Annotated in this window: 18 protein-coding genes and 1 riboswitch; of the genes, 5 read left to right on the forward strand and 13 right to left on the reverse strand. The window is 72.1% G+C overall.

The window, feature by feature from the left end; translation table 11 throughout:
• Window positions 1–36: 36 nt before the first annotated feature.
• The gene (locus tag ACFV2S_RS36600; RefSeq protein WP_385570214.1) at window positions 37–1,179 is read right to left on the reverse strand and encodes a glycosyltransferase family 4 protein; all 1,143 of its coding nucleotides are present in this window, start codon (window positions 1,177–1,179) and stop codon (window positions 37–39) included.
• Window positions 1,180–1,278: 99 nt separating this feature from the next.
• Here ACFV2S_RS36600 and ACFV2S_RS36605 point away from each other — a divergent pair, with 99 nt between their 5' ends.
• Window positions 1,279–2,541, forward strand: a complete 1,263-nt coding sequence (locus tag ACFV2S_RS36605) for a glycosyltransferase 87 family protein (RefSeq protein ID WP_385570218.1) — start codon at window positions 1,279–1,281, stop codon at window positions 2,539–2,541.
• On the opposite strand, the gene ACFV2S_RS36610 is transcribed toward ACFV2S_RS36605, so the two are convergent.
• The gene (locus tag ACFV2S_RS36610; protein ID WP_385570222.1) at window positions 2,502–3,842 is read right to left on the reverse strand and encodes an MATE family efflux transporter; all 1,341 of its coding nucleotides are present in this window, start codon (window positions 3,840–3,842) and stop codon (window positions 2,502–2,504) included. The two genes, ACFV2S_RS36605 and ACFV2S_RS36610, sit on opposite strands and share 40 nt — an antisense overlap.
• Before the next feature lie 100 nt (window positions 3,843–3,942).
• On the opposite strand from ACFV2S_RS36610, the gene ACFV2S_RS36615 reads away from it, so the two are divergent.
• Complete coding sequence (locus ACFV2S_RS36615; RefSeq protein ID WP_385570227.1) at window positions 3,943–4,506, forward strand: PadR family transcriptional regulator; 564 nt, start codon at window positions 3,943–3,945, stop codon at window positions 4,504–4,506.
• Here the strand turns inward: ACFV2S_RS36615 and ACFV2S_RS36620 are convergent.
• The 5 genes from ACFV2S_RS36620 to ACFV2S_RS36640 form a co-directional block, all read right to left on the reverse strand.
• Window positions 4,503–5,717: a hypothetical protein gene (locus ACFV2S_RS36620; protein WP_385570231.1), complete on the reverse strand. Its 1,215-nt coding sequence runs from the start codon at window positions 5,715–5,717 to the stop codon at window positions 4,503–4,505. The two genes, ACFV2S_RS36615 and ACFV2S_RS36620, sit on opposite strands and share 4 nt — an antisense overlap.
• A gap of 24 nt (window positions 5,718–5,741) precedes the next feature.
• A complete protein-coding gene (locus ACFV2S_RS36625; protein WP_385570234.1) occupies window positions 5,742–6,773 on the reverse strand; it encodes an NlpC/P60 family protein in 1,032 nt (343 codons plus the stop codon).
• 195 nt (window positions 6,774–6,968) lie between these two features.
• Window positions 6,969–8,000: an NlpC/P60 family protein gene (locus ACFV2S_RS36630; RefSeq protein ID WP_385570289.1), complete on the reverse strand. Its 1,032-nt coding sequence runs from the start codon at window positions 7,998–8,000 to the stop codon at window positions 6,969–6,971.
• Between the two features lie 257 nt (window positions 8,001–8,257).
• Complete coding sequence (locus ACFV2S_RS36635; protein ID WP_385570237.1) at window positions 8,258–9,622, reverse strand: NYN domain-containing protein; 1,365 nt, start codon at window positions 9,620–9,622, stop codon at window positions 8,258–8,260.
• Window positions 9,623–9,655: 33 nt separating this feature from the next.
• Window positions 9,656–9,898, reverse strand: a complete 243-nt coding sequence (locus ACFV2S_RS36640; RefSeq protein WP_055644001.1) for a hypothetical protein — start codon at window positions 9,896–9,898, stop codon at window positions 9,656–9,658.
• A gap of 160 nt (window positions 9,899–10,058) precedes the next feature.
• On the opposite strand from ACFV2S_RS36640, the gene ACFV2S_RS36645 reads away from it, so the two are divergent.
• Window positions 10,059–10,793 carry a rhomboid family intramembrane serine protease gene (locus tag ACFV2S_RS36645; protein ID WP_385570242.1) on the forward strand — a complete coding sequence of 245 codons (735 nt, stop codon included), beginning with the start codon at window positions 10,059–10,061 and terminating at the stop codon, window positions 10,791–10,793.
• A complete protein-coding gene (locus tag ACFV2S_RS36650) occupies window positions 10,790–11,071 on the forward strand; it encodes an Lrp/AsnC family transcriptional regulator (RefSeq protein WP_017238849.1) in 282 nt (93 codons plus the stop codon). Before ACFV2S_RS36645 ends, ACFV2S_RS36650 begins: the two co-directional genes overlap by 4 nt.
• Window positions 11,072–11,143: 72 nt before the next feature.
• On the opposite strand, the gene ACFV2S_RS36655 is transcribed toward ACFV2S_RS36650, so the two are convergent.
• From ACFV2S_RS36655 to ACFV2S_RS36680, 6 genes are all read right to left on the reverse strand, one after another.
• The gene (locus ACFV2S_RS36655) at window positions 11,144–12,535 is read right to left on the reverse strand and encodes an aminotransferase class V-fold PLP-dependent enzyme (protein ID WP_385570248.1); all 1,392 of its coding nucleotides are present in this window, start codon (window positions 12,533–12,535) and stop codon (window positions 11,144–11,146) included.
• A 184-nt stretch (window positions 12,536–12,719) separates the two neighbouring features.
• A riboswitch (SAM riboswitch) is annotated at window positions 12,720–12,835 on the reverse strand.
• 87 nt (window positions 12,836–12,922) lie between these two features.
• Window positions 12,923–13,987, reverse strand: coding sequence for an anthranilate phosphoribosyltransferase (trpD, locus tag ACFV2S_RS36660; RefSeq protein ID WP_383795132.1), 1,065 nt, complete (start codon window positions 13,985–13,987; stop codon window positions 12,923–12,925).
• A 131-nt stretch (window positions 13,988–14,118) separates the two neighbouring features.
• Window positions 14,119–15,741: a cytochrome bc complex cytochrome b subunit gene (locus tag ACFV2S_RS36665; RefSeq protein WP_383795134.1), complete on the reverse strand. Its 1,623-nt coding sequence runs from the start codon at window positions 15,739–15,741 to the stop codon at window positions 14,119–14,121.
• Complete coding sequence (locus tag ACFV2S_RS36670; RefSeq protein WP_382869915.1) at window positions 15,738–16,790, reverse strand: Rieske 2Fe-2S domain-containing protein; 1,053 nt, start codon at window positions 16,788–16,790, stop codon at window positions 15,738–15,740. Before ACFV2S_RS36670 ends, ACFV2S_RS36665 begins: the two co-directional genes overlap by 4 nt.
• On the reverse strand, window positions 16,787–17,596 hold the full coding sequence (locus ACFV2S_RS36675; protein ID WP_352018946.1) for a c-type cytochrome: 810 nt from the start codon (window positions 17,594–17,596) through the stop codon (window positions 16,787–16,789). The genes ACFV2S_RS36670 and ACFV2S_RS36675 overlap by 4 nt, the downstream gene beginning before the upstream one ends.
• A 74-nt stretch (window positions 17,597–17,670) precedes the next feature.
• Window positions 17,671–18,291, reverse strand: coding sequence for a heme-copper oxidase subunit III (locus tag ACFV2S_RS36680; protein WP_385570260.1), 621 nt, complete (start codon window positions 18,289–18,291; stop codon window positions 17,671–17,673).
• Window positions 18,292–18,493: 202 nt separating this feature from the next.
• On the opposite strand from ACFV2S_RS36680, the gene ACFV2S_RS36685 reads away from it, so the two are divergent.
• Window positions 18,494–18,895, forward strand: coding sequence for a hypothetical protein (locus ACFV2S_RS36685; RefSeq protein WP_189802204.1), 402 nt, complete (start codon window positions 18,494–18,496; stop codon window positions 18,893–18,895).
• The last annotated feature ends 141 nt before the right edge of the window (window positions 18,896–19,036 follow it).

Raw genomic sequence — 19,036 nt, forward strand, 5'->3', positions numbered from 1 at the left:
GCCCGGGACGATCACGTCCCGGGCCCTCCGCGCGTCCTACAGCAGCTCGCGCAGCCGCTCGGCGAGCAGGTCCCAGCGCCACTTCTCCTCGACCCAGGCCCGGCCGCGCTCGCCCATGCGGGCGCGGAGCTCGGGGTCGAGGAGCAGGGTGCCGACCCGGTCGGCGGTCTCCTCGGCGGACTCGCCGCGGACGACCCAGCCCGTCTCGCCGTCGAGGACGGCGTCGGGCGCGCCGCCGGAGTCGCCGGCGACGACGGGGAGGCCGGTCGCGGAGGCCTCCAGGTAGACGATGCCGAGGCCCTCGACGTCGAGGCCGCCGCGCCGGGTGCGGCAGGGCATGGCGAAGACGTCGCCGGCGCCGTAGTGGGCGGGCAGTTCGGCCCACGGCACGGCGCCGGTGAACCGTACGGATCCGGCCACGCCGGTCTCGGCGGCGAGGCGGCGCAGGTCCGTCTCGTAGGGGCCGCCGCCGACGATCAGGAGGACGGCGTCCGGGACCCGGCGGAGGATCTGGGGCAGGGCCCTGATCAGGGTGTCCTGGCCCTTGCGCGGGACGAGCCGGGAGACGCAGACGACGACGGGGCGGTCGCTGAGTCCGAGGCGGGCGCGGACCTCGTCGCCGCCGGAGCCGGGGTGGAAGGTCTTCTCGTCCACGCCAGGCGGGAGCTGGACCATGCGGTCCGCGGCGGCCGGGGTGAGGGCGGTCGCGATGCGGGAGCGGGTGTACTCGCCGAGGTAGGTGATCGTGTCCGTGCCCTCGCCGATGCGGCGCAGGAGCTGCCGGGCGGCGGGGAGCTGGGCCCAGCCCGCCTCGTGCCCGTGGGTGGTGGCGACGAGCCGCTTCGCTCCGGCCCGGCGCAGCGCGGGCCCCATCAGGCCGAGCGGGGCGGCGGCGCCGAACCACACGGACTCGCAGCCGTGCTCGCGCAGGAGCGCGGTGGCACGGGCGGTGACGCGGGGGGTCGGCAGCAGCATGGTGGTGCGATCCCGCACGACCGTGAAAGGCTGTTCGGCGTCGAACGCGGCCGTCGCCTCGATCCCTTCGCTGCTGCGCTTCCACGTGGAGGCGTAGACCACGATCCGGTCGGGGTCCAGGCGGAGTGCCATGTTGTGCAGGAAGGCCTGGATTCCGCCGGGACGCGGCGGGAAGTCGTTGGTTACGATCAGGGTCTTGTGCATCGTGGCCGACAGTACGCGATCGCATCCACCGCCCGGCAACACGACCGCCCCGCCACCGCGGGCCGACAGGACAGGGACGCGACAGTGACGACGGGTGCCGTGGAGAACGGATCACGCACGGGTCTGCGACTTCCGCTCGGTCTCTGGGGCCTCTCCCGGGTCCTGCTGCTGCTGTGCGTGTTCAAGATCGTGGTGATCCCGGGCCCGGACATCACGTTCGACGTCTCGAACATCTACCAGGGCTGGTACGAGGTCCTGCGGACCGGCACCTACCCGATGGACGACGTCACCTGGCAGTACCCGCCGGCCGCGGCGTTCGCGATCCTCGCCCCCGGTCTGCTGCCGTTCCTCGGCTACGCGTCCGCCTTCTTCGTCCTCGCCTTCCTCTGCGACGCGGTGGTCTTCGGGCTGCTCGTCCACACGGGCCGCCGTGCGGGCCGCTCGCTGCGGGGTGCCTGGTTCTGGCTCGCGGGCATCCCGCTGCTCGGCCCGACGGCGTACGCGCGGTACGACGTGATGGTCACCGCCGTCGCGGTCATGGCGCTGCTCGCGGCGGGCCGCAGCCCGCGGGTGCTGGGCGCCCTGGCCGGGTTCGGCGCGGTCCTGAAGGTGTGGCCGGTGCTGCTCCTCGCGGGGTCGCCGAAGGGCCGGGCGACGTTCCGCTCCTGGCCGGCGGCGGTGGGCGCGGCGGCGGCGGTGCTGGCGTTCTGCGTGGTGTGGATGCCGGGTGCGCTGGCCTTCCTCGGCTTCCAGCGGGACCGGGGCACGGAGGTCGAGTCGCTGGGCGCGATGGTCTTCCACGTCGTCCGGCACTTCGGCTGGGACGGCGAGGCGCGGATGAACTACGGCTCGATCGAGTTCCTCGGCCCGTACGTGTCCACGGTGTCGACCGCCGCGCTGGTGCTCACCTGCGCCGCCTTCGGCTGGCTGCTGGTGTGGCGGATCCGGGCGCGCCGCTTCGTCTCGTCGACGGTGGCGGACGCGGCCTTCGTCGCGGTGCTGCTGTTCACGACGACGAGCCGGGTGCTCTCCCCGCAGTACATGCTGTGGCTGGTGGGTCTGGCGGCGGTGTGCCTCGCCTACCGGTCGAGCCGGATGCGGAAGCCGGCGCACCTGGTGCTATGGGCGACGGCGGTGACGCAGTTCGAGTTCCCGGTGTGGTTCTCGCACGTGACGCGGAGCGATCCGCTGGGCATCGCGGTGCTGTTCACGCGGAACGGTCTGCTGATCGCCGCGACGCTCGTCGCGTGCCGGATCCTGTGGCGGCACACGGTGACGGAGCCGCGGCTCGCCGGGGCCGGGAAGGTGCCCGCGCAGGCGGCTCAGCCGGAGCGCGAGAAGGCCCTGTCCGGCTCGTTCTGAGCGCGCCCGGCGGCCGCCGGGACGGTGCGGCGGTGCAGCAGGCCGAGGGCCGCGCACTGGGCCGCCATGGCGAGGGCCATGGCCAGGCAGATCCCGGGGAGGCCGGCGCCCGAGAGGGCGTGGGCGAGCGGGAGCTGGACGAGGACGCCCGCGACGGTGATGCGGGCGAGGTACCGGCTCGCGCCGGTGCCCTCGAAGACCCCGGCGAGCGCGATGTACCCGGCCATGAGCAGCAGGTAGGGGCCGAGGCAGCGCAGGAAGAGCGCTCCGGCCCGGGCCACTTCGGGCTCGGCGCCGAAGGCCCGGACGACCGGTCCCGCGCCGAGGAGCAGCAGCACCGCGGCGCCCGCGCCGAGGGCCGTGCCGAGCAGGAGCGCCTGCCGGCCGACGGCCCTGCGCTCGTCCCGGCCCGCCCCCAGGAGGTGGGCGCTGTGGATGGAGGCGGCCTGCCGGACGGCGTAGAAGGCCATGGTCGCCACGTACATGGCCTTGGTGGCGATGCCGTAGGCGGCGATCTCGGTGACGCCGAGGCGGGCGACGACGGAGACGAGCGCGAGGGCTCCGGCCATGCGGACGGCGAAGTCGACGGCCATGGGCAGTCCGGTGGCGGCGGTGCGGCGCAGCGCGGCGGCCGTGGGCAGGGCGGCCCGGGCGGTCCGCGCGGCCTTGAGGAGCGGGTCGCGGCGCAGGGCGAGGAGTCCGGCGGCGAGGGCGACGGTGCGGCCGGTGACGGTGGCGAGGGCGGCGCCCGGTACGCCGTACGCGTGGATGAGCAGGGGGTCGAGGACGAGGATCAGTCCGTTGGCGAGGAAGGCGAGCCGCATGGGGGTGCGGGTGTCGCCGGCGCCCTTGAGGATCCCGTCGAGGACGTTCGTGGCGAAGAAGACGGCCGTGCCGGGGAGCGAGATCGCGAAGTAGGCGGTGGCCAGGGCGTGCGCGGGGTGGCCGGAGCCGCCGAGCAGGAGGGCGGCGAGCGGGTCGCGGAGCGCGTGTCCGCCGAGGGCGACGGGCGGGACGAGCAGGGCGCACAGGGCGGTGCCGCCGCGGACGGCGGCGCGGACGGCTCCGGGGTCGTCGGCGCCCCGGGCGCGGGCGACGAGGACGGTGGTGCCGGAGCCGGCCATGAGGACGACGCCGAGGAGCAGGTTCTCGACGTTGGTGGCGACGGCGACGGCGGCGACGGCGTCCCCGCCGAGCCGGGCGACCCAGATCATGTTGATGACACCGGCGGCGACCCCGGCGAGGAGCTCGAAGTAGACGGGCCGGGCGAGCCGGACGAGCGTGCGGCGGTGTGCGGACATGCGGAAGGTCCCCCTCGTTCCGAGGTACCTCGAATCGAGGCACCTCGAAAAGAGGTAGCATGAGGGACGGTCCGCCGACAAGCGCGAAGGAGAGCCCCCGGTGCTGGAGCTGTCGATCCTGGGCTTCCTGTACGAGAAGCCGCTGCACGGCTACGAGCTGAAGGAGCGCATCCACGGCCTGAGCGGCCACGTCCGCCCCGTCAGCGACGGCGCGCTCTACCCGGCGATCACCCGCCTGGTGAAGAACGGCCTGGTCGACAGCCGTACGGAGCCGGGCGCGAGCGCCGCCCCGCGCCGCACGCTCTCGCTCACCCCCGAGGGCCGCCGGGAGCTCCTCGCCCGGCTGCGCACCCCGAAGGACGCCGAGATCACCGACGGCCAGCGCTTCTTCACCCTGCTCGCCTTCCTGCGGCACCTCCCCGACCCGGCGGAGCAGGCGGCCGTCCTGCGCCGCCGGCAGGAGTTCCTGCACGCGCACGCCAGCTTCTTCTACGAGGGCGGGACCCCGGTCACCGTCGAGCGCGAGCCCGACCTCTTCCGCCGCGGGATGCTGCGGATCGCCCGCGCGACGGGCACCGAGGAGAAGGCCTGGCTGAAGGAGGCCCTGGCGGAGCTGGAGCGCCGGGCCGCGGGAGCCAGGCCCGATCGGGAGGACACCCCCTAGGCGAGCCGCTCCCCCAGGTACGCGCGCCAGTCCGCGGTGAACTGCGCCGGCGTGGTGTCCAGGACGTCCCGGAGCGCCTTCTCCACCGCGCCGTCGCGGGCCGGGTGCGCGCCCACCGCCCGGTAGAACGCCGTCAGCTTCTCCTCGCCCCAGCGGTCGGCGATCAGCTCGCAGGCCAGCCAGCCGCCCTCGTAGGCCCGGGCCAGGGACTCCGCGTCGCCGCCGAACGCGAAGGCCGCGTCGTCGGGGAGCTCCGCGGGCAGGTCGCCCGCCAGGACCGCGCGGCGCAGCTCGGGGGCGGCCTGGCCGGCGGTACGGCCGGTCCCCCGGTAGGCGACCCAGTCGGCGAAGCCCTCGGAGAGCCAGACCGGGGTGGCCTTCGTGGTCTGGACGCGGGTCGCGACGTGGGTGGTCTCGTGGGTGAGGACCACCTGGCGGCCGAACGCCCCGAGCACCGCGTACGCGTCCGGGTTCACGATCACCCGGTCCGCGGGCGCCGCGGGGCCGCCGCCGGCCCGGCCGGTCGTGACGGCCGCTATGCCCCGGTAGGAGTCGGCGGGACCCCCGAGGAGCCGGCCCATGGCGTCGATCGAGGCGGGCACGAGGACGACGACCCGGCCCGCCCAGTCCCCGTTCCAGGCGTTCCCGACGGCGGGCACCGCCCGGTCCGCGGCGGCCGCGATCTCCCGCAGCCGGTCCCGGCTCTGCCCCACGCCGAGGACGAGGCTGCGCGCGCCGGTCACGGTCGTGACCTCGCCCTGCTGCCACAGCTGCTGCGGGGCCCCCTCGGCGGCGCGGTCCCCGGTCACGTACCAGCGGCCGTCCCGCTCGACGAGGTCGAGGACCCGCTCGGTGGTGGCGGGCCCGGAGTCGTAGCCCCGGAGCCGGTAGTCGAGCTCGGCGCGGGCGGTGGCCCGGCCCTCCCCGGCCCCGTCGACGTCGGTGACCCGGTAGGACCAGCCGCCCAGCGGGATCTTCGCGAGCCGGCCGAACTCGGTGCGCGCGGCCGGTGCGAGCGCGGGGTCGAGGGCCGCGAGGTAGCCGGGCTCGTCCCGGTCGAGCAGCGCCCGGGCGTGCCGGTCGAGCAGGCTCTGGATCTCCTGGGAGGCCGGACCGGCCGGGGCGGGGGCCGCGCATCCGCCTAGGACGAGCACCACGGCCGGCAGGACCGCCGCCGCGCCGCGCACCGCTCCACTCAGCCGAACCGCCACGCCCCCGATCGTACGGGGGAGGCGTCAGACCCGGGTCACCGTGACGTGGGACATCATGTTCACCGGGTCGTAGCGGACCCGGGCGCCCGGATAGGGGGCGTGGATGACCTGGCCGTTCCCGGCGTAGATCGCCACGTGGCTGGCGTCGCCGCGGTACGTGACGAGGTCGCCCGGCTGCGCCTGCGAGAGCGGCACCTGCCGGCCCGCGTGGCGCTGCGCCGAGGAGGTCCGCGGCAGGCTGATCCCGGCCTGCCGGTACGACCAGACCATCAGGCCCGAGCAGTCGAAGGCGGAGGGGCCGGTGGCCCCCCACACGTACGGCCTGCCGATCGCGCTGCGGGCCGCGATCACCGCGGCGGCGGCCCGCGAGGGACCGAGGTCGGCGAGCGGCGGGAGCGACTCCGCGGACCCTCCGTCAGGCCCCCCGGCGCGCTCGCCGGTGCGGGAGGCGCGGTCGTAGTCGGCGCGCTCCTCGACGGTGAGGGAGGCGAGCACCCGGCGGGCCTCGGCGAGCTTCCGCTCGACGGCGCGCTTGTGGCGGGCGACCTCGGCCCGGCCGGCCTCCAGTTCGGCGAGGGCCGCCCGGGCCTCGGAGCGCTTCTGGTCCAGTCCGCGCTGCGCGCGCCGGAGTTCGCCGAGCTCGGCGCTCTGGCGGGAGGTGATCCGGTCGAGGGCGGTGGCCCGGTCCAGGTAGCTGTCCGGGTCGGAGGAGAGCAGCAGGGCGAGGGCGGGGTCGATGCCGCCGGAGCGGTACTGGGCCCCGGCGACCGAACCGAGCGCGCCCCGCATGCGGTTGATGCGCTCCTGGCCGCGGGCGAGGCTGTCCTGGGCCTGGGAGACCGTCCGGCGCAGCGCGTCCGTCTTCTCGTCCGCCCGGTTGTAGCCCTCGGTGGCCTGCTCGGCCTCCTCGAAGAGGCGGTCGACGGTGGCGCGGGTGGCCGCGGGGGTCGCCCCGGGGTCGGCGCTCGCGGGGACGGCGCCGAGGGACGCCGCCGCGGTGGCCGCGGCGGCGGCGGTGAGGACGGTGACCCGGGCGGGTCGGCGGTGGGACGCCACGGATCGCGCTCCGTTCGGCTCGACGCAGACTGGCGCGGCAGACAGTAGCCGCTGATCACTCCTCGTCCAACGAAGGCGCCGGGCACACAAAGTGACGCCCCGCCGGAGAACACAGGTCACCGGCGGGGCGTCAGGTCAGCGCGTGTCACCGCGAACCACCCGTTCGGGCGGCAGGGCGGAGCGGGTCGGGGTGCGTCAGATGCGGACGCCGAACATGAACGAGCCGAGGGTGTTCATGGACTCGTAGCGGACGTAGGCACCCGGGTACGGGGCGTGCAGGACCGTGTTGTTGCCCGCGTACAGACCCACGTGCTGCAGGCCGTTGAAGAAGACCAGGTCGCCCGGCTTGAGCTGGCTGCGGCCGATCTTCACGCCGTCGTTCTGCTGGGTGAACGTGGTGCGGGTGAGGTCGACGCCCGCCTGGCCGTAGGCCCACTGGGTCAGACCCGAGCAGTCGTACGAGTTCGGGCCCTCCATGCCGGAGGCGTACGGCTTGCCGATCTGGGTGGCGGCGGCGGCGAGGGCGGCGGCGCCGCGCTGCGAGGCCGGGACCTCGTTGCCCAGGTTCACGCGCTCGCCGGCCGCGCGGCTGGCGCGCTGCTCCTTCTCCTGCATCCTGGCGCGCTCTTCGGCGGTCAGGGTGTTGAGGAGCTCGCGGGCCTCGGCGAGCTTGCCGAGGAACTTCTTCTTCTTCTCGCCGAGCGTCTTGCGGACGTCCTCGAGGTCGGCCAGCTTCGTGGTCGCCTCGGCCCGCTCCTGGGCGAGCGTGCGCTGCTTGGCCTGGATCGAGGTCAGCACGTCGGCCTGCTGGGCGCTGAGCTGGTCGATCGCGGACGCCTTGTCGAGGTAGGTGTCCGGGTCGGCGGAGAGGAAGAGCTGGAGCGCCGGGTCGATGCCGCCGGAGCGGTACTGGGCGCTGGCGACCGAACCGATCTGGTCCCGCAGGGTGTTGAGCTCCTGCTGACCCCGGGCCACCTTGTCCTGGAGCTGGCCGATCTCCTTCTGCAGCTTCCCGCGGCGCTCGTCGGCGAGGTTGTACTGCTCCGTGGCCTCTTCGGCCTCGTGGTTCAGCTTGTCGACCTTCGACTTGACGTCGTCGATCTTCGGCTGCGCGGGGGCGGCCTGGGCGCCGGACTGGGCGGAGAGGGCGACTGCTGCGGCCGCGGCCGCGGTGAACACGGTCACACGGGTACGGCTCGGCTGCTTGGGACGACGGTGGGACGCCACGAAGGCGAGCTCCTTCTTCCTCAGAGCCGCCCAACCGGTCACGGGCAGGCGGTTCCTCCGCCGCCACCCCGGATGGGTGATCAACCGCGCGAAGGTTCGAAGGTCGACCCTAGTGACCAAGTTGTGATCAGTTCAAATCCCACTGGCAAAAATCTCGCCCACGCACCACTTTATTTACATACATCACACGGCCAGTGATGAGCACTTGACGGTGCGCCATCCAGAATCCGGGCATAACGCCCAGGACTTGCGAAGCGTCACGAGAGCCGCGAAAGCCGCTTCAGCAACAAGGCGGACGCCACCGGCCGCGCGCCCGCCTTCGCGACGCCGTCGGCCACTTCGCGGTCGGTCGAGACGACCACGACCGGCCGCCCCGGCGGCTCCGCCCGGACCAGCTGCCGGATCAACTCGTCCGCCGTGACACCGGGCTTGGAGAACAGCACCCGCACCCCGCGCGGCGGCGCGAGCAGCACCGGGGCCGCCAGCTCCGCCCCGTCGAAGACACAGGTGACCTCGGCGCCCGAACGGGCCGCGAGGGCCGAGAGCCCGCCGAGCAGCCGGAGCCGCTGCTTCTCCAGCGGCATCGTCGGATAGCCGGTCTTGGTGACGTTGTAGCCGTCGACGACCAGATGCGCCTGCGGCAGCGCCAGCAGCTGGTCGAGGAGCGCCGGATCCGTCTCGGAGAGCGCCCGCGCCGCGATGTCCTTCGGGGACATCCGCCCCGGCTCCACCGCGTCCACGGTGTCCGCCGGGTGCACCGAGACGGGCGGCAGCGCGAGTTCGCGCCGCAGCCCCTGGGCCGCGTCGAGGACGGTGTCGAGCAGCAGCCGCAGCCGCATGTCCTCCACCGAGCGCCCCTCACGGGCGGTCCTGCGGCTGGCCTCCAGGGCCGCCTCGACCTCGCCGAGCCGGGCCCTGAGCCGCCGCGTCTCGCTCTCGGCGGCCGAGACCTGCGCCGCCGACTCCGCGCGCGCGGACTCGATCTCGCCCTGGACCTTGCGCAGCGCCGCCTCGCCGCGCTTGACGTCGCTCTGGGCGCTGCGCAGCTTGCGCTGAAGCGATTCCGCTTCCTTGCGGGCGGCGTCCAGGTCGCGCCGGAGCTGCTCGCTCTCGCCCCGGGAGCGGTCCTGGGCGGCGGCGAGCTCCTCGCGCAGCCGCTCCAGCTCGCGCCGGCCCGCCTCGTCGGCGCGCTCGGCGTCGGCCCGCAGCGCCTCCTCGCCCGCGGCGGCGACCAGCTTGACCCAGCCCGGCGGGCGCAGCACGTAGGCGGCCGCGGCCACGTCGACGGGATCGGCGGCCGCGGGCGGGGTGCCGGTCTCCACGGCCCCGGCCAGCTCGGGGTGGCCCTGCTTGAACCGCTCGCCGATCCGCTGCCGGAAGAGCGGGTCGCTCTCCAGCGCGGCGGCCATCGCGTTGCCGGCGAACTTGGCCCGCCGGCTCGCGGTGAAGCGGGCGTACTGCCGCAGGGGCCCGGGCAGCTCCGCGACGGTCAGCCCGCCGAAGGCGTCCGCGACCAGCGCGACGACCCGCCGCCGTACGCCTTCCGGCAGTGGGTGGTCGAGCGTCTCGGCAGCGTCACCTGCCGCGCCGGCCGGCTCACCACCGTGCGCGGGCTGCTCCACGATCCGTCACCCCTATGTCGTCCGCGCCGTCCCTCAGGAGGCGGCGCCCGGCCTGTCCACCAGTTCGATCTGGTCCACCGCGTTGCACCAGCGGCACCGGACCGACTCGATGGTCTCACTGACCACCTGCCGCTCCTCGACCGTCGGGTCTCCGGCCAGGTCCAGATGGACGTACTCCACGACCTTGGAGGAGCGCGTCACGTCGAAGCGGGTCAGATTGCCGCAGAGCGTGCAGCGCCAGCGGGTCTCGTCGGTCGGCAGGGGAACCGTCGTCATCGGTGCCGTCCTTCTTCCTGTTGCGTGGTACCAGGTGCGGGGGCCGCGGTGCGCCGTCGAACTGCGGTCGGTGGTGCCCGTAACCCTAAGGCCTCGCGGGGAGGGCGGGGCACGGCGAGGCACTCTGTCCACTTCGGCCCCGGTACGCCATGATCTGTCCATGATCGACTGGCGAGGCGCGGCGCTCGGGGCCTGGCGGGGCACCCGCGGCGGACCCACCGTGACGTACGCACTGATCGCCGCCTGCTGCCTGCTCTTCGTGATCAGCCCGGTCTCCGGGCTGAGCCCCGGACACGGCACGGGCGACGAGCTGCTGGCCGCCCAGGGCGCCTACTTCCGCCGCTGGGGCGTCGTCCCGGCCGAGCTGATGAACGGCGATCCGCGCGCCCTGCTCACCCCGCTGACCGCGCTCTTCGTCCACGGCAGCTGGCTCCACCTGCTGGGAAACATGCTCTTCCTGTACGTCTTCGGCGCGATGGCCGAGGAACGCATGGGACCCGTCGAGTTCTGCCTCTTCTACCTGGGGACCGGCTACATCGCCCTGCTCGGGTACGCGGTGGCGCACGCGGACAGCGAGCAGACCCTGGTCGGAGCCTCCGGGGCGATCTCCGCGGTGCTCGGGGCGTTCCTCTTCCTCTTCCCGCGCTCCCGGGTCACCAGCCTCTTCCCCTTCCTGTTCTTCCTGCCGCTGCGCTTCCCCGCCTGGATCGTGCTGATCTTCTGGTTCACGCTCCAGTGGATGGCCGCGCGGGCGGCGGGCGCCGGACCCGGCGTCGCCTATCTGGCCCACGTGGTGGGCTTCTCCGTCGGCTTCCTCTACGCCTGGGGACGCTTCCGCGGTGGGGATAGAGTGAAAGCCCCAGCCGCGGCGACCGAGGGAGAAAGCCAGCCGTGATCACCGCGATCGTGCTCATCAAGACCAGCGTGGACCGCATCCCCGAGATCGCCGAGTCGATCGCCGCGCTCGACAGCGTCAGCGAGGTCTTCTCGGTCACCGGTACGTACGACCTGATCGCCATGGTCCGGGTCCCGCGCCACGACGACCTCGCGGACGTCATCCCCGGCCGCATCAGCAAGATCCCCGGCGTCGAGGCGACGGACACGCACGTCGCGTTCCGGACGTACTCCCAGCACGACCTGGAGGCGGCCTTCGCCATCGGCCTGGAGTCCTGACGCCGCGCACCCCGGCACGCCCGAAGGGGGCCTCCCGACCGGGAGGCCCCCTTCACCCGTACGAGTGACCGATCAGCCGCGGTCCGGGACGCAGCGGCCGTCCTCGGTGCGGTACTTCCACTGCGCGCCGTCCCGGACGAGCTCCTTCACGGCGCCGACGAACCGCTCCACGTGCTCGTCCGGCGTACCGGCGCCGAAGCTCACCCGGATGGCGTTGAGGGACAGCTCCCCCGGGGCCGCTTCCGGCGCACCGCACTCACCCGGGTCCTGCGGGTCGCTGCCGAGCAGCGTGCGGACCAGCGGGTGGGCGCAGAAGAGGCCGTCGCGGACGCCGATGCCGTACTCGGCGGAGAGCGCGGCGGCGAAGTGGGAGCTGTTCCAGCCCTCCACGACGAAGGAGATGACGCCCACGCGGGGCGCGTCGTCGCCGAAGAGCGAGAGCACCCGCACCTCGGGCACCTCGGCCAGGCCCGCGCGGACGGTGTCGATCAGGTGGCGCTCACGGGCGACGAGGGAGTCGAAGCCGGCCCCGGTGAGCGCCTTGCAGGCGGAGGCGATCGAGTAGACGCCGATGACGTTCGGCGAACCCGCCTCGTGCCGGGCCGCGGTGGTGTGCCACTCCACGTCCACACCACCGTCGGCCCGGCGGGCCACCTTGCGGGAGGCGCCGCCGCCCGCGAGGTAGGGCTCGGAATCCTGGAGCCAGTCGGCGCGGCCGGCGAGGACGCCGGAGCCGAAGGGCGCGTACAGCTTGTGCCCGGAGAAGGCGACCCAGTCCACGTCGAGCTCGCGCACGGAGACCGGGTGGTGGGGGGCGAGCTGGGCGGCGTCGAGCACGATCCGGGCGCCGTGCGCGTGCGCGGCCGCGGCGAGCTCCTTCACCGGCCACAGCTCGCCGGTGACGTTGGAGGCGCCGGTGACGCAGACCAGGGCGGGGCCGTACGGGTCGCGGTCGGCGAGGGCGCGCTCCAGGGTCGCGACGGCCTGCTCCGGGGTGCGCGGAGCGTTGAGGTAGGTCACGCGGGCGTCCCGCCAGGGCAGCAGCGAGGCGTGGTGCTCGGTCTCGAAGACGAAGACCTGGCAGCCGGCCGGGATCGTGGCGGCGAGCAGGTTCAGCGAGTCGGTGGTGGAGCGGGTGAAGACGACCTGGTCGCCGGGGCGGCAGTCGAGGAACTCGGCGACGGTGGCGCGGCTGTTCTCGAAGAGGTCGGTGGAGAGCTGGGAGAGGTAGCCGGCGCCGCGGTGCACGCTGCCGTAGTAGGGGGCGTACGCGGCCACGTCGTCCCAGACCCGCTGGAGCGCCGGGGCGCTGGCCGCGTAGTCGAGCGCCGCGTAGGTCACCTCGCCGCCGGTGACGAGCGGGACGGTGACGTCCCGGCCGAGGACCGGCAGCGGGGCGTCGCAGCAGGGCTCGGCGGAGTCGGCGGCGGAGTCGACGGTGGCGGTGTTCGGGCGTGCGGACATAGCGGTATCTCCCGGCAGGAAAAGGGCGCGAAAAGGCGTGAAGAGCCCGCAGGGCGGCAGCGCGCGAAGGGCCGCGCCACATACGGGTGGAGAGGGGAAGAGGGGCCGGAAGGGCCCTAACGCATTCGCTTGCTCACGAGACAACGCTCCCTAGAGGACCAAGGACCCCAGGGTGACGCGCAGGGGTCCGCGCTTGCCGCAGGCTTCTGCCGTACGACCTGGTCTTCACCCGGGGCACCCCGCCACGGACGGAGGGTTGCCGGACAGCCGGCCGGGGCCTTGCAGCTGTCACTCATGACCTGTTCCAGAACCTATGCCAGGCGATCACGGCGCCGCAACCCCGTCCCGGCATCCGGGACGGGGACGACATGCGCCGTTCACACGGGCTCAGGCGTTGCTGGCGGCGATCCACCGCTCCAGGGTGCGGCGGGCCTCTCCGGAGTCGATCGACTCGGCCGCCTTCGCGATGCCCGCGCCCAGTTGCTCCACGAGGGTGCCCGCGCCGGGCTCCAGAGCGGTGAGCGCCGCCGCCGCGTTGAGCAGGACCGCGTCCCGCACCGGACCGGTCTCCCCCGCGAGCAGCCGGCGCGCCACGTCGGCGTTGTACGAGGCGTCGGCGCCGCGCAGGGCCTCCAGCGGGACGAGCTCGATGCCGACGTCCCTCGGGTCGAACCGCTCCTCGGTGACGCCGCCGTCCCTGACCACCCAGACGCGGGAGGTGGAGGTGGTGGTCAGCTCGTCGAGGCCGTCGTCGCCGCGGAAGACGAGGGCGGAGTTGCCGCGCTCGGCGAAGACCCCGGCGACGACCGGCGCCATGCGCGGGTCGGCGACGCCGACGGCCTGGGCCCGCACCTTGGCCGGGTTGGTCAGCGGGCCGAGGACGTTGAAGGTGGTCCGGATGCCCAGCTGCCCGCGGGCCGCGGCGACGTGCCGCAGCGAGGGGTGGAACCTCACGGCGAAGCACATGGTGATGCCGGCCTCCTCGGCGACCTCGGCGACCCGGCGCGGGGTCAGGTCGAGGTTGATGCCGAGCTTCTCCAGGACGTCGGAGGAGCCGGAGGCGGAGGACGCGGCCCGGTTGCCGTGCTTGACGACCTTGGCGCCCGTGCCGGCGACCACGATCGAGGCCATGGTGGAGATGTTCACCGTCTTGGCGCCGTCGCCGCCGGTGCCGACGATGTCGACGGCGGGGCCGGGCACCTCGATCACGTTGGCGTGCGCGTACATGGTCCGGACGAGGCCGGTGATCTCCTGCACGGTCTCGCCCTTGGCGCGCAGCGCCACCATGAAGCCGGCGATCTGCGCGTCGGTCGCCTCGCCGCTCATGATCAGGTCCATCGCCCAGGCGGTGTCGTCGGCGGAGAGGTCCCTGCCGTCGAGCAGGCCGTTCAGCAGGACGGGCCAGGAGCGGCCCGCCGTGGTAGGTCCTCCAGCGGGGGTCGCAGCGCTCATGGCAGCTCCTGGTGATCACGTGACGGATACGGTCCCACCCTATCGACCTCCGGGGACGGCAAAGAGCCCCGTCCATCGAATGGACGGGGCTCTCGCCGTGGCGACCTCGAGCAGGTCAGGTGTTCAGGTGATCAGTGGTGGCCGTGGCCGCTCTGGATCTCCTTGTACTCCTCGACCGTGGGCTTGGCGATCTGGCTGTCGTCGCCGTAGTAGCCCTTGTTGAGCTTGACCCGCAGCTTCTCCATGGGGCCGATCTTGCGCTCCACGCCGTTCTCGTCGACGGCCGGCGGAAGCTCCGCGGCGTCGTACTGCTCGTGCGCCGTGAGGCGGTGCAGCTCGCCCTGGCTGAGCGGCTCGTGGACCTCGACGAACTCACCGTGCGGCAGGCGCTTGATGATGCCCGACTCGCGGCCGTGCAGCACCTTGTCCTTGTCGCGGCGCTGGAGGCCGAGGCAGATCCGCTTCGTGGCGATGAACGCGATGACCGGACCGGCGAAGAAGAAGATCCGCACGAACCAGGTGATCGAGTTCAGCGACAGGTGGAAGTGGGTCGCCCAGAGGTCGTTTCCACCACCCACGAGCATGATCATGTACGCGGTGATCCAGGCGACACCGAAGGCGGTGCGCGTCGGAGCGTTGCGCGGGCGCTGCGCGATGTGGTGCTCGCGCTTGTCGCCGGTGATCCACGACTCGATGAACGGGTAGACCGCGATGGCCGCGAGGACCGCCGGGAAGATCGCCAGCGGGATCATCACGCCGAGGACCAGCGTGTGGCCCCACAGGTTGATCTCCCAGCCCGGCATGACACGGATCAGACCCTCGGCGAAGCCCATGTACCAGTCGGGCTGGGCGCCGGTGGACACCTGGTCCGGACGGTACGGGCCGATGGCCCAGATCGGGTTGATCGAGGCGATCGCCGCGATGACCGCGATGACGCCGAAGACCAGGAAGAAGAAGCCTCCGGCCTTCGCCATGTACACGGGCAGCAGCGGCATGCCGACGACGTTGTTGTTCGTCCGGCCGGGGCCGGCGAACTGCGTGTGCTTGTGGACGAACACCAGGATGAGGTGGGCGACCACGAGGCCCAGCATGATGCCGGGGAGCAGCAGCACGTGCGCCGAGTAGAACCGGGCGACGAAGTCGCCGCCGGGGAACTCGCCGCCGAACAGGAACATCGACAGGTACGTGCCGAGGACCGGCACGGACAGGATCGCGCCCTGCATGAAGCGGACACCGGTGCCGGAGAGCAGGTCGTCCGGGAGCGAGTAACCGGTGAAGCCGGTGAACATGCCCAGGAAGAACAGCAGGAAGCCGAACAGCCAGTTGATCTCACGCGGCTTGCGGAACGCGCCGGTGAAGAACACGCGCATCATGTGCACGAACATGCCGGCGAGGAAGATCAGCGCCGCCCAGTGGTGGATCTGCCGGATGAGCAGACCACCGCGCACCTCGAAGGAGATGTGCATGGTCGAGTTGAACGCCTCGGACATCAGCTGTCCCTGGAGCGGGACGTACGGTCCGACGTACTCCACCTCGTTCATCGACGGGTGGAAGAACATCGTCAGATAGACGCCCGTCAGGATGATGATGAGGAAGCTGTAGAGGCAGACCTCGCCCAGCATGAAGGACCAGTGGTCCGGGAAGATCTTCCGCATGTTGGCCTTGGCCAGCGTGTAGATCCCCAGGCGGCCGTCGGCCCAGTCCGCGACCCGCTCACCGGCGGGTGCTTTCTTCGTTTCGGTCACGGTGCTCATCCGCGCTCCCAGAAGGCAGGACCGACGGGCTCGTCGAAGTCGCCGAGCGCCTCCAGGAAGCCCTTGTCGTTCACGCCGATCCGCAGCTGCGGGAGGGCGTGACCGGCCGGGCCGAAGATGACGCGGGCGCCGTCGGAGAGGTCGAAGGTGGACTGGTGGCACGGGCAGAGCACGTGGTGCGTCTGCTGCTCGTACAGGGAGATCGGGCAGCCCACGTGGGTGCAGATCTTCGAGAACGCGACGATGCCCTGGTGGGACCACTCGAGCTCGCGCTTGTCCTTGATGTCCTCCGGCTGGATCCGGACGATCATCAGGGCGGCCTTGGCGATCTCGGTCTGGAAGTGCTCGTCGTGCTCCGAGAGGCCCTCGGGCATCGCGAAGGTCAGCGAGCCGACCGCGACGTCCTCGGGACGCAGCGGCTCGTTCGTGTTCATGTTGATGAGCTGGAGCCCCTTGGACCACAGGGTGACCCGGAGCTTCTTCTCGGGCAGCGGGCCCATGTCACGCAGCAGGACGATGCCGGAGAGCGGTACGAGCGACAGCGCGCCGAACATCGTGTTGCGGATGAGCTTGCGGCGGCCCATGCCCGACTCCGCGGCACCGGCCGCGAAGTCCGCCATGACCTTGGCCTTGACCTCGGGCGACGCCGCCATCGGGTGACGCTCGTCGGCGACCTCGACGTCGGACATCAGGGTGCGGGCCCAGTGGACCGCGCCCGCGCCGATGAAGAAGAGGGCGGCACCGAGGGTCAGACCCAGGGCGAAGTTGAGCGCGGACACCCGGCCGAGCGGCCAGATGTACACGATCTTGTCGACCGGGAAGATCACGTACGAGGCGATGAAGCCGACGGTGGCCAGCATCGACAGCGTGAACATGAAGGCGACCGCGCGCTCGGACCGACGGGCGGCCCGCTCGTCGATGTCCTGGATGCGGGGCTTGTGGGGCGGGAGGCCCGGGTCGGCGAACGGGTCGTCGGCGACCTTCACCGCGCCGTGCGCGGTGTCCTGCCCTGCCGGCAGGTTCTCTTCTGGAATCTCTTGGCTACTCATGACTTCTTGGCCTTAGCGGTGTGGGCCGCGACCCAGATGGCAACTGCGATCAGCGCACCCAGACCGAAGACCCAGGCGAACAGGCCCTCACTGACGGGGCCGAGGCCACCGAGCTTGAGACCGCCCGGGTTGTCGGCCTTGTCGCTGTTGACGGCCTGAACGTACGCGATGATGTCCTTCTTCTCCTTCTCCGGCATGGTCGTGTCGGGGAAGGAGGGCATGTTCTGCGGGCCGGTCTGCATGGCCTCGTAGAGGTGCTTCGGGCTCACGCCTTCGAGGCTCGGGGCGTACTTGCCGTAGGTCAGCGCGCCACCCTCGCCGGTGAAGTTGTGGCACTGGGCACAGTTGGTGCGGAACAGTTCGCCACCACGGGCGATGTCGGCACCGTCAGGGCTGTACTGGCCCTCGGTCGGCGTGATCGCACCGGCACCGAGAGAGGCGACGTACGCCGCGAGCTGATCGATCTCAGCCTGCGAGTAGATGACCTTCTTCTTCGGGACCTGGGCGCCCGGCTGCTGGGCCGGCATACGGCCCGTGCCGACCTGGAAGTCGACCGCGGCCGAACCGACGCCGACGAGGGACGGGCCGTCAGTGGTGCCCTGACCGCCGGTTCCGTGGCAGCTGGCGCAGCCGACGGAGTAGAGCTTCTTGCCCTCCTCGATGGCGAGGGACTGGGCGGTTTCATCGGCCTTCGCCGTGCCCGCGGGCGCGAACGCGGCGTACAGCCCCCCCGTGGCCGCCAGCGCGAGAAGTAGGACGACGACCGCCGCCAGCGGATGGCGTCGTCGTGCGGAGAGCTTTTTCACGGATTACCCCGGTGTCAGGATCTTCTGCGTCGATGCTTGCTGGATGTCTCGGTCCGCCGTGGAGGCGGAGCCGATTACTTGATCATGTAGATCGTGGCGAAGAGGCCGATCCAGACGACATCGACGAAGTGCCAGTAGTAGGACACGACGATGGCGGCGGTTGCCTGCTCGTGGGTGAACCTCTTGGCGGCGTACGTCCGGCCGAGGACCAGCAGGAAGGCGATGAGACCGCCCGTCACGTGCAGGCCGTGGAAGCCGGTGGTCAGGTAGAACACCGAGCCGTACGGGTCGGAGGACAGCGAGAGGCCGTCCTTCTTGACCAGCTCGGTGTACTCGAACACCTGGCCGCCGATGAAGATCGAACCCATCACGAACGTGATGATGAACCACGTCCGGAGCTTCTTCACATCGCCCCGCTCCGCGGCGAAGACGCCGAGCTGGCAGGTGAGGGAGGAGAGCACCAGGATCGTGGTGTTGGTCGCCGAGAAGGGGAAGTTCAAGGCCGAGGCCTGTTCCGCCCAGAACTCGGGACCCGTCACCGATCGCAGGGTGAAGTACATCGCGAAGAGGGCCGCGAAGAACATCAGCTCGGAGCTCAACCAAATGATGGTTCCGACGCTGGTGAGGTTCGGTCGATTGACCGACGGGTGCGCGTGCCCTGTTTCTACTGTCGTTACTGTCGCCACGACCGACATTATGTCGGTCGCTTATCCCGCCCTCACTCCGGGGGGTGCCGTTCGGAGTGTCAGGGGGCCGTGTCCAGCCCGAACGGCCCAGTGTCCGGGCCTCCGGACGCCGTTCGAACAGGTGCTGAACGGGTGTTGACGGAGTGTGGACCGGAGTAGCATCCGGCGCATCGGTCGACGACCTTCCCACGGACTTCCCCACGGAGGAACGATGCAGTCGAGTGCCACGGTCCTGGTCTACAGCGACGACGCGAACACCCGCGCGCAGGTGCGGCTCGCGGCCGGACGCAGGCCCGCGACCGACGTTCCCCCGGTCGAGTTCGTGGAGTGCGCCACGCTGCCCGCGGTGCTGAAGCGCCTGGACGAGGGCGGGATCGACGTGTGCGTGCTCGACGGCGAGGCGGTGCCCGCCGGAGGCATGGGCGTCTGCCGGCAGATCAAGGACGAGGTCTTCCGCTGCCCGCCGGTGCTGCTGCTGATCGGGCGGCCCCAGGACGCCTGGCTGGCCACCTGGAGCCGCGCGGACGCCGCGGTCACCCTTCCGGTGGAACCGGTCGAGTTCGCGGCGTCCCTGGCGTCCCTGCTGCGCTCGCGCCTGTCGATCGACGCGTGAGCCGCCCGGGGCGCGTGCGCTAGGGCCGGTCGTCACCTTCCAGTCGTCGCCCGGAGGGCGGCCCCGCGGCGTCTGGTGCGTGCTCTCGGCGCGCCGGGTGGAAGCACGCGTACTGGACGTACTCGGCTTTCGCCCGGTGCG

The sequence above is a fragment of the Streptomyces sp. NPDC059695 genome (assembly GCF_042733785.1).
Taxonomy (GTDB): Bacteria; Actinomycetota; Actinomycetes; order Streptomycetales; family Streptomycetaceae; genus Streptomyces.